The organism is Psychrobacter sp. TB55-MNA-CIBAN-0194, from assembly GCF_040309505.1.
Lineage (GTDB): Bacteria > Pseudomonadota > Gammaproteobacteria > Pseudomonadales > Moraxellaceae > Psychrobacter > Psychrobacter fozii.
Genome location: NZ_JBEOOW010000017.1, coordinates 1 through 10,737, shown reverse-complemented (window position 1 = coordinate 10,737; position 10,737 = coordinate 1). Strand labels below are relative to the sequence as shown.

The 10,737-nt window shown below is 40.6% G+C and carries 10 protein-coding genes and 1 rRNA gene; 1 reads left to right on the top strand and 10 read right to left on the bottom strand.

Annotation, left to right across the window (positions count from 1 at the left end):
• Window positions 1–124: 124 nt before the first annotated feature.
• Window positions 125–913, bottom strand: a complete 789-nt coding sequence (locus tag AAEY75_RS14005; RefSeq protein WP_201548678.1) for an MBL fold metallo-hydrolase — start codon at window positions 911–913, stop codon at window positions 125–127.
• Window positions 914–1,138: 225 nt separating this feature from the next.
• Window positions 1,139–3,226: a catalase gene (locus AAEY75_RS14000; RefSeq protein ID WP_352259895.1), complete on the bottom strand. Its 2,088-nt coding sequence runs from the start codon at window positions 3,224–3,226 to the stop codon at window positions 1,139–1,141.
• 324 nt (window positions 3,227–3,550) lie between these two features.
• Here AAEY75_RS14000 and AAEY75_RS13995 point away from each other — a divergent pair, with 324 nt between their 5' ends.
• Entirely contained in the window at window positions 3,551–4,342 is a 792-nt protein-coding gene (locus tag AAEY75_RS13995; protein WP_352259894.1) for a dienelactone hydrolase family protein, read from the top strand.
• Between the two features lie 115 nt (window positions 4,343–4,457).
• Here the strand turns inward: AAEY75_RS13995 and AAEY75_RS13990 are convergent, their stop codons facing one another.
• The 8 genes from AAEY75_RS13990 to rrf all read right to left on the bottom strand — a co-directional run bounded on the left by AAEY75_RS13990 (window position 4,458) and on the right by rrf (window position 10,521).
• On the bottom strand, window positions 4,458–5,216 hold the full coding sequence (locus AAEY75_RS13990; protein WP_352259896.1) for a DUF938 domain-containing protein: 759 nt from the start codon (window positions 5,214–5,216) through the stop codon (window positions 4,458–4,460).
• A gap of 17 nt (window positions 5,217–5,233) precedes the next feature.
• Window positions 5,234–5,698 (bottom strand): flavodoxin family protein, encoded by a 465-nt coding sequence (locus tag AAEY75_RS13985; protein WP_352259893.1) that lies wholly within the window; start codon window positions 5,696–5,698, stop codon window positions 5,234–5,236.
• Window position 5,699: 1 nt separating this feature from the next.
• On the bottom strand, window positions 5,700–6,113 hold the full coding sequence (locus tag AAEY75_RS13980; protein WP_352259892.1) for an OsmC family protein: 414 nt from the start codon (window positions 6,111–6,113) through the stop codon (window positions 5,700–5,702).
• Between the two features lie 195 nt (window positions 6,114–6,308).
• Entirely contained in the window at window positions 6,309–7,562 is a 1,254-nt protein-coding gene (locus AAEY75_RS13975) for a hypothetical protein (RefSeq protein ID WP_352259891.1), read from the bottom strand.
• A 713-nt stretch (window positions 7,563–8,275) separates the two neighbouring features.
• Window positions 8,276–8,917, bottom strand: a complete 642-nt coding sequence (locus AAEY75_RS13970) for a glutathione S-transferase family protein (RefSeq protein ID WP_352259890.1) — start codon at window positions 8,915–8,917, stop codon at window positions 8,276–8,278.
• A 108-nt stretch (window positions 8,918–9,025) separates the two neighbouring features.
• A complete protein-coding gene (locus AAEY75_RS13965) occupies window positions 9,026–9,379 on the bottom strand; it encodes a hypothetical protein (RefSeq protein ID WP_352259889.1) in 354 nt (117 codons plus the stop codon).
• Window positions 9,380–9,705: 326 nt separating this feature from the next.
• Window positions 9,706–10,053, bottom strand: a complete 348-nt coding sequence (locus AAEY75_RS13960; protein WP_352259888.1) for a hypothetical protein — start codon at window positions 10,051–10,053, stop codon at window positions 9,706–9,708.
• 353 nt (window positions 10,054–10,406) lie between these two features.
• Window positions 10,407–10,521, bottom strand: a 5S ribosomal RNA gene (rrf, locus tag AAEY75_RS13955).
• Between the last annotated feature and the right edge of the window lie 216 nt (window positions 10,522–10,737).

The window sequence follows — 10,737 nt, the reverse complement described above, 5'->3', positions numbered from 1 at the left end:
ATAGCTCAGTTGGTAGAGCAGTTGACTTTTAATCAATTGGTCCCGCGTTCGAGTCGCGGTCGGCCCACCATATTTAGAGAGCTCAGTTACTATAATAGTAACTGAGCTTTTTTTCGTTTAAATTTTATTTTTTTCGTTTTTTCTTAAAGACAGTAAATTCGCTATTTTTTCGCCACAGTAATTTATGCTTGATCGTGTCTTTAATCGTACGTGGATGCTTGGGGGCTTGCGTAATCAACATATCAAAAGTTGCCTCATCTATCGCCAGCTCACACCCATGTGCCATCATGACCATTGAAGGTTTTAAGTCTTTTATTTTTTGTAGTGATTGAATATAAACCTTAGGATCATAGACAGGAAAAGGCGCCACAAACTTGTGGCGTAGCTTGATAATTAAGTCAGCCGTATAGACCTGTCGACTGGGCATGTGAAACAAAGACAAATCACGGTCTGTATGACCTGGGGTCTCTAACACCTGCCATTCATCAAACCCTGGCACGCAGTCACCCTCACCAACGGTGATATCGGCCTTGAGATGCGCTGGATAATATAGATTTTTTGGAGAGCGACCTTGACGTCTCGCCACATAATGCGCAAGATTCATATCGACAAGATGCATGGTGCGCCCAGCGATACGGCTGTACCACTGCGTATCTTTGTCTGCTGAGACAATCAGGCAACCCGTCTGCTCTCGGAATTTATGTGCGCCGCCTGCATGATCTGGATGCATATGAGTGACGACGACGACTTTTAGATCAGTTATTGGTCGCTGCAACGTTGTCTTGATATACTCTAATACCATCGGCACATCAGGGCGACATGCCCCATCTAACAGCATAATCTTATCTGGATATACCGCCAGATACGTGCTTTGAATATATCCTTCTAAACGTACAATTTCACATAAACTCATTTGCATTCCCTGCTACATGATTGGTCACTTTTATAGTATCCCTACTATATGAGACGCTTTTAACGCGCCTTAATAGAATTTAGTATAACCCTCGCCATGTAGATTGTAATGACTTTGAGTGAACGCTTGTGACTATAAACCACTTTTCCTCACATAAACAAAAACTCAGCACATAGGCTGAGTTTCTGAAGAAATTTAACGTATTTGGAAACTGTGTGAGATTAATTACGCCAAATCACGTACCTTTGGCTCACGCTCCCACAGACGAGACTTCGCATTTTCAATGAAGCTATCTAGTTCAGCTAGTGGCGTGACAAAACTGTCTTTTTCAACAGGAAGTTTACTCAAAATGAATTCATCCGTCGCACCGCAATACGCAATCGCTTTGCAGTGATTATAAGCGTCATTGAACCAATCTAACGCAGAGCTGTCTTTTGCGAGCTTCTTAGCCTGTTCAGGCATGATGATACTCACTACCGCATCGAACATCACTGACGGGCCACCAGCGAGACGCTCATCGGCTTGTATACGGATACCATCATCCAGTACCACTTCTTTATTAGGTGCTACTATCTTGACACTAGCACCCTGCGCCTTAGCAGCATCTTCGAATTTTTTGACTTCACTACTATTGGACCCTTCTGCTACCAATATACCGATCATACGACCTTTTAGGCTGTCAGGAGTCAGACCAATAGTTTGTATTGCTTTAGATGTTGCCATGTCTAGTACAGGCGCCGCAGCATCCGCAGGCTCTGGCAATTCCATACCGAGCGCGGTTGCCACACGATTGGCCAAATCTTCATCGATATGAATCAAATGACCAAGCATGCGAGCACGTACATGTGCGGTATCTACTTTACCCAACTCAAAGGCATACGCGGTTGCAATGTGTGATTGCTCCGTCGGTGTTTGGCTACGATAGAACATACGCGGCTGACTGTAATGATCTGCGAAGCTCTCTGCACGTACGCGACCTTTTACCCCATCATCCAACTGCTCATGGAATGACTCAAAGCCACGTTTGGCGCTTTCACGAGGTCTCGTTGGATCTAGGCTCTGTGGCTCATAAAGCGTGCGGGTTTTAGGCACTTGCATTTGCATATGACCATCTTGCTGATTGTTCGCAAATGGACATTTTGGTGCATTGATTGGAATTTGTGCAAAGTTAGGCGAGCCTAAACGTGATAGCTGGGTATCTAGATAACTGAATAGACGACCTTGCAACAATGGATCGTTACTGAAGTCGATACCTGGCGGCAAATGTGATGGACAGAATGCGACTTGCTCCGTTTCCGCAAAGAAATTATCTGGGTAGCGGTTGAGCACCATTTTACCCACTACCTTCACTGGCACCATCTCTTCTGGAATCAGTTTGGTTGCATCTAAATGATCAAACGGAAATTCATTGGCTTCTTCTTCGGTAAATAACTGAACACCAAATTCCCATTCAGGATAGTCGCCATTATTGATTGATTCAAACAAATCACGACGATGATAATCAGGATCAGCACCCGAAATTTTCACTGCTTCATCCCATGTGGTTGACTGCACACCCAGTACTGGCTTCCAATGGAAACGTACAAAGGTACTTTTGCCTTCTTTATTGATGAGACGATAACTATGGATACCGAAGCCTTCCATCATACGTAGGCTACGCGGTAGACCACGATCACTCATCAGCCAAATCAAGTTGTGCATGGTTTCAGGAGTCAATGATACAAAATCCCAAAAGGTATCATGCGCAGATGCCGCTTGCGGGAAACCGCGATCAGGCTCTGGTTTTACCGCATGAATCAAATCTGGGAACTTCATCGCATCTTGAATAAAGAAAATCGGCATGTTATTACCGACGATATCCCAGTTACCTTCTTCGGTATAGATCTTCACAGCAAAACCACGGACATCACGAGGCGTATCTTTTGAGCCTTTGTTACCGGCAACGGTAGAAAAACGCGTAAATAAAGGCGTTTGCTTACCCGTCTCGGTCAAAATTTTCGCCGTGGTATATTCTTCTAGTGATTCTGTTAGCTCAAAATAACCGTGTGCGGCACTACCACGCGCATGGACGATACGCTCAGGAATACGCTCATGGTCAAAATGATGAATCTTTTCACGCAGTACAAAATCCTCTAGCAATGTGGGTCCACGACTACCAGATTTTAGAGAGTTTTGATTATCAGAGATGGCAACGCCTTGTTGCGTCGTCAAAACCTTAGTGTCATCACTGGCACGCTGATGGGTTTCGCCACCATTGCCACGTTCAGTATTCATATCTTTAGCGGGGTCAGTATGATCAATATTATTTTTCATTATGCATCCTAGCTAGTAATTAAAAGTAGGCTCTATGCTGAGCTGTATCTAATATTAGCCAAAAGATATGACTAATTCATGGCACTCCTTGTTGATATTTGGTTAAAGTTTGCAGCCGTGATAAATAAGCCGTTTTAGATGGTTTAAAGTGAGCATCAACACTGATAATAGATTCTTGTAATGTAGTGATTTTTTAAGGTATGCTTTTATGAAGCATTAAAAACGACTGATAAATACATTGGCATGGTTTTAGGGTATGCCCTCATTTCAAAATATTTATCTTTTTATACGACTATTTTTTATATGACTATAAGGCGATCTACCATGTTACCAACTTCAAATGCTCCGTCTAAAACCCCTTACCACTCATTATTAATGGGTGCGTCAGTCGGTCTAATGGCACTGACTTTCAGCCAAACGGCTACCGCCATTACGACTAAAAACGTTACTTACACAGTGGATGATCAAGCATACGAAGGCTATTACGCCAAAGCCGACAAGCCTAATGCCCCTTTTATCTTATTGATTCATGACTGGGATGGGCTAACTGACTATGAGCGCAAACGTGCGGACATGTTAGCGACTGAAGGCTACAACGTATTAGCAGCAGATATGTTCGGTCAAGGCATTCGTCCTACTTCTGTTGAAGAAAACAAACGTCTAACTGGCGAGCTATATGACGATCGCAATAAGATGCGCCGCTTGCTACAAGGTGCATTGAACGCAGGACGACTGCAAGGTAACGATGTGCGTAAAGGCACGACCATGGGCTACTGTTTCGGCGGTACGGTTGCTCTAGAGCTAGCACGCTCAGGATTCCCACAAAAAGCCTTTGTGCCCTTCCACGGAGCCTTTGATATTCCAACCGGTCAAAGTTATGACAATACCACTGGAGAGATATTAGTATTCCATGGCTCAGCTGACCAATCTGTCTCTCTAGAAAGCTTTGCGACTTTGGGTAAGACACTAGAAGCAGCTAAGATACCTCACGAGATGGTCACTTATAGCGGCGCCCCACATGCCTTTAGTGTGTTCGGTAGTGATAGGTATGATGCACGTGCAGATGAACGCTCTTGGAAGCGTTACTTGGACTTTTTAGCAGAAGAATATAAATAGTCTAACAGCGTAAAAAATAAGAAAGCCTAAATAAGAAAACCCAAATAAAAAGCCACTTCAATCGATCATCTTCTGATCTTAATTGAGGTGGCTTTTTTTATACAATCTTAAGCATTTAACTCTTCCGAAATACCAATAGTTGATTATTAGCAGGCATCGTATGTGTTTTTCTGAGTTCTAAATGATGAGCCTTTGCTAAACTGACAACATCTTCTTTATGGCGAATACCACTATCAGGATTGCCTGCTCTCAACATCGCATCAAATCGCTGATTGCCCTCACTGGTATGTTTACCATCTTCGTTAAATGGGCCATATATAATCAGTTTGCCATCAGTAGGTAGCGCATCACCAACCAATGCAAACAATCGTTCAACCAAAGCCCAACTGATAATATGCAGCGTATTGGCCGTAAACATCACATCATAAGGTTTGTCTACATGGCTACTATCTAAATGACTATTAACAGGTACTGAGTCATGCGCCAAATCAAACGCTAAAGGGGCATATAGATTGGGCGCAGGGTAAGCATGATGCCAAGCTATTATGTGCCGATGATTACTAATCACATCACTCGTTTGCCATTGTAGCTCAGGCAGATTGGGCGCAAAATGCACACTATGCTGACCAGTTCCAGAGCCAATCTCTAGCACATGGCTAAAGCCTTGTAGCTCAATTTGCAGCACTTCTAAGATAGGCTGCTTATTATTCTCACACGCTTGAGAAAACGGCAATGCAGCGATGTCTATTTTACTATTTGGATTATCACTATCCATATTGTCGTCATGCATGACTACTCTCTCCAGACCGTCTATTATTTTCTTAGCATGAATGTCGATAGATTCATAAGCATTGTCAAATCCTACCCTAGTCACTGCCAAATATCTCAATACTAGTAAATACCTGCTTCTACCCCAGCAGCTAGCGTCATGGCAAGCTCTTCTACTTGCTCAGCAAAGCTATCTTGCCAATCGCCCTGTAGTATCAACGCCTCTTGCACCCAAGACCAGCGCAATCCCGTGGTAATGGTTTTGAGCGCACGCTTAGTACCCGTACCATCATGCCCTGCTCGAATATATAGCGCAAATGGCATGCCCTGCGTCTTCTCTAACACTGGGTAATAGCAACGATCAAAGAAATCCTTAGTCAGCCCTGCCATATACGCCAGATTTTCAGTCGTGCCTAACAGTAACGCATCAGCTGCCAACACATCTTCAGGCTGCGTATCCTGCGGTGATTTCAAAATGACAGTGATATCTATATCAGGATGATTGGCACCATCGACGGCTGCCTGCGCCAATTTCTGAGTATTGGGCGATGGCGCATGAGCCACAATCAGTAAAGTCTTATTAGCCATGTTAGGCGTCTGTGCCATTATGGAATACTAAGTTTTGAGTAATAGCAGGATCCAAGCTGTTGCCTACTGGGCACGTCAACGCAGTTTTATAAAATCGTTTTAACGTACTCTCATCCAATACTTTTGAGAAATTGACTATAACGTGTATTTCACTCACGCGCCTTGGTTTGGCAGCCATGACTTTGGTGACTTCTGCGGTCGTACCTGAGATATCGATATCCATCGCTTCAGCTTTAATACCGATAATCGTTAAGATACAACTGCCCAAACTGGTCGCTAGCAAATCAGTCGGTGAGAACGCTTCGCCCTTGCCATGATTATCCGTAGGGGCATCAGTGATGATTTGATTGTTAGACTGTAAATGGATGGCTTGGGTGCGTAGATTGCCTTGATAGGTTACTTTTGAGGTGGTCATAGGGTTCTCTTTGGTAGTTATTGTTCTTTAAATTATTTTACTAGATTACTAATAAATACTTTATATTTTTTATCTGCCACTTGGAGATATAGCTTTAGGGTTTTTCAAGAAAGGTTTCTTATATAGAGCTACACTCAGTGATAGATTATGAGCTCAGTAAATATTTCACCATTGTGAATTACCTCATTAGGCACTCTACATTTTCTTAATTGCAAAAATTATTTCGTCTATTTCATCAATACTAGCTTGGATTGTCAATTTACCTTTGATAGCTGTAAGTAAGTCTTTAGCATTATTTTTTGGTCTAGAATAAACTAATTCTGCATTTGCTCTTTCATTTTCTAAAAATAATCTTGATAGCGACATCAATTGATTACTGTTTAGGACTTCAATAAATGGTTGAAGTGTCAAGTGAGCTGATGAGCGGCCCCAATAGTTGCCAACCCATACCGTCAGTATTTCTTGATATACGTCTTCAAAAGCTATTGAAGGTACATGAGGACCAAACTGATTAAGTGCTTTTGCTGCTTTTTCTTCGTCTGTCCAACCATATGATGTGTCTTTTGCTTTAGCTAATTGTTTCACCGCATGCCTATAAAGACTAGCTCTAGCTGCATCGGGGATAAACTTAATCCCATCAACTTTTACTAAAGTCTCTAAAACTCTTATTTTAGCTCCACCATCTTCACTAGTATCAGAGTCGGGTTCGAGCAAATACGAGTGATATCTTTGCCCTGCAGTTTTTCTCAAATCATCATTCGACTTATTCCAGACCTCTATGAAAAGATTATTAGCGTTATTATGTGCTGGTGACTCACCCTTTGTAATTAAATCTAATAAAAATCCAAAAGTTATTCTTATATCACCTTGTTTAAATGCTCTGATTTGATCTTTAAGTAGCTCAATACTTTCATTTGATAGCTCGGACTTTTTAATTGGCTCAAATAAACCAGAAGGTGAATGTCCTGGATCAGGCATTTCTGCTTCAAATAGGTTTTTTTGTAGCATAAGTGCTAAAGCAAATACGTCTTCAATCTCGACTTTACTATCACTAGCATGCGCTGGAGAAGCATGGTTTCTCATCCAGTTAATCATCTCTAATGATTTGCCTGCTTTTTTATTAAGTACTCCAAGTTTAGTTGCCCCACTGATAAGAGTCATATCGTCAACTCCTGACCATCTCTCATTTATAGTTTCACCATCTTTGTCGTATTTTTTTCGACCACTATCATCTTTTATAGCTGATAAAAATAAGTCTAAACCATATGCTTCTACTCTACGCCTAAGATTATGAACAGCGGCATTCCATATATCTAAAAGAGAATGATCAGGAAAACCTGCATCTAACAGCTTTCGAGCTTGGGAAAGAAACTCTATCTCGGTATTAACTACCGCTGGAAAATTAACTACAGATGGAGAACTTAATAGAACTGGCAGGTTATCTGACATTCATATTCCTTGATTTAGGGCAAACAGATTGAAAACATATTATGATTCACCATTAGGCTATATTCATCACTAATATCATACACCAACAATATAGCTATAACACTTGCATCACACGATATTAAACACTTGTTTATATTTATATAATTATTTGATATATCAGTGGGGGTTGAAATTATGAGTTTTGAGTAAACATCATATAAAAAAAACCCTTCACTCTAGTAAAAGGGGAGCTAGAATAGAAAACGAATAATTAACTTTTCATATAAAAGAATTCTTTACAAACTCTCGACCCCATCCACAGAAAAATCTCACTGATCTGCCAAATCTTCTTAAACCATTTGTTAGCGAAATCTCGCCGAAATATATGTCCAATACCCTAATAGTAATATGAGCAAACCCCAAGATAACGAAAAGCATAAGTAGTACGACTCGCTATTAAGTGCCACATAATAGTAAATGGCCAGTCCAGTACTTACTAACAGAGAGACTGAATATGCGATGAGTAAAGTAAAAAGGGCCGTATTTTCAAATTTGGATAAATCTGGGCTATTCTCTGCACAAATATAAAAGAGAAAACCAAGTGAAAAAGCCCCACCAATCGTAATATGCAAGAATGATATTAGAACCAGTGACCAAATTGACATAAGCTTTCCCTTTGCTGCCTCAATACTTTCTTAAAAATTCTGAGTTATAACGTTGATAACTTAGTACGATTATATTTTAAATGGTGTCAGATCTATCTCTTCAAACTCACATACCGCCTTTATACTAAGATTTTCACTTAATCGATTTAGATACATTGCCAAGTTTTTATAGGTCATAGGCGACTTTTCTGATACCAATGACCACTCTGCCAACATAAAGAGAAAGTAATCACATGCCGATAGTTTTTCACCAAGCAAAAACTCATTAGACTCCAGCTGATCATTAATAATAGACAAAGCCTCTGCAATACGATCATCTTGCGCAGATATAACACTTGGTATATTACGTTCATCATTAGTATGACGGTGTGGATAATAACGAACCATCAGCTCCGCTTGCAACGTATTGTTTAAGAATGCGAGCCACTGAAAAAATAATGGCCGTTTAGGATCGCCAAGTGGAGGTATCAACTCGTACTCTGGGTAGGATTCACAAATATGAATGCAGATAGCAGGACTTTCAAAAACTGGTTGCCCATCAACGACCAGCGTGGGAATACGCCCAGCAGGATTTAACTTCAGATAGTCGGCTGATTTGTGAGTGTCCTTCTCTCTTTCGACAAGCACTAACTCATAATCCGCTTGCACATGGTGCAGGAGAAAATGTGGAGCCAAACTAGCATTGTTTGGATAATAGTAAAGTTTAAACAAAATATAGACTCCATTCTAAAGTTACCAGACACTCATAACAGCTTACTGTCTGACTAAAACATATCTTAAATCAAAGCTCAATCAATTAACAGAAGCTCACTAATCACTTTAGTGGTTAAATCTACCTTTAATAGCAGGTTCATCATTATTGATACTTTCTAGGGTCTCAAATCCTTTCTTAGTACCAAAGTATAGAGCGTCTGTTTTTTTCTCTCTATGAAAACGCATTTCATCGCCTTTATTATCAGTTAGCGTAAACTCATTAAAAACTTTTTCCCAGTGCGCTTTCTTTTCAGATTCGTTGTGATCAGCCTTAAATGTTGGCTTTAAAATATAGGAAATATCCTTACCTTCTTCAGTGGTTATCAGAGGCAACAATTCTTTGTGTTTTGTTAAATATAGACATATTTTCTCAATATCGTCCAAATTCTCTTTACTATCAGTTAGTTTAATAATTAACATCGCTTTGTATCCTAATTTGCTTTCTAGCTTGGTGTTATTGAAAGTTAACTAACCTTTTAAAATGCTAAAAGATCAATATTGATGATCCCAGCTGCTTGCTCTTAAGCCTAGCATTATTATGCTCATCTACTTTAAACCGATATTAAAGACAATACTACTAAACTCCACTATTTACCCCAAACTGCAGGCAAAAGAAAACCCCCTCCGCATGAGCAAAGGGGGTTTTCTTTTGAATAGCGCTCTAATGAGAGGATCGCTGTAAAATTTATTCATATAGACTCAAGCTGATTAACAATGAATGGTACGCTTCACCTAATACTAATAAGTTATTCTTCCATCTGCCATTTATCATCTACCCATACTGCGTCAGTATCGTCTAAGTGTACATGCCACTCTGCATCAGCAACTACCAATCGAATCTCAGTCAAACATTCTAGCCAATGACCAAGCGTATAAATAAGATCCTCAACGTCCATGCTAGAAGATATTTTTGTGGCACCTGCTAATATCACCTCTGACTCACTATCATCATAGGCGTAAAGATCAAACGACTCTGCCTCTTCTGTGTGCTCAAAGCTTTCATTATACTTATCAACGATCAGTGTAATATTTTCTTGCTCTTGCTCCGTCAAAAGTGTCGCACGCTCAGCTGTATAGTAGATAGAAACGCCCATGGTATGCTCCAAAATAGATAATAAGTGAAGGTGACTGTTAGGTATTGATAGATAATACCACACCATTCCTCAACAATTTCCATAACCGCTAGGCAAAAGAAAACCCCCTTTGACATAAGTCAAAGGGGGTTTTTCAGAATAGAGAGCTGACGATGACCTGAGCGCCGTAAAAATTGCATGCTAACTGCGAGCATAGCTCTTGTCTTGCGTCGGGCGAAATAGTGTTTCGCTTTTTCCTCCTCAAGGCAGTGCAAGAGCAAATCCTATTGAAAGGATTTGCTGTGTAGGTCACTAAGAATAAAAGATAAAAAAAAGAGCCACCCTGTTAAGGATGACTCTTTTTAAGTATAGAGAGCTGACGATGACCTACTCTCACATGGGCGAACCCACACTACCATTGGCGCAACGATGTTTCACTTCTGAGTTCGGGAAGGGATCAGGTGGGGCCATCGCGCTATTGTCGTCAGCAAAGGGGGTTAGATATGAGTCTGTTGTTTTTATTGTTTGACTATAAATTTTACTTTTTAGTCGACCAACTATAAACCCGACTGAATCAAGGTTAAAGGTGATATCGAAATATTCTTTCTTTATTCTATAAGCCACTACAGCTTATACAAGATAGATTAATTAGACTTGTATACAAACCACTTGGGTGTTGTATGGTCAAGCCAAACGAGCAATTAG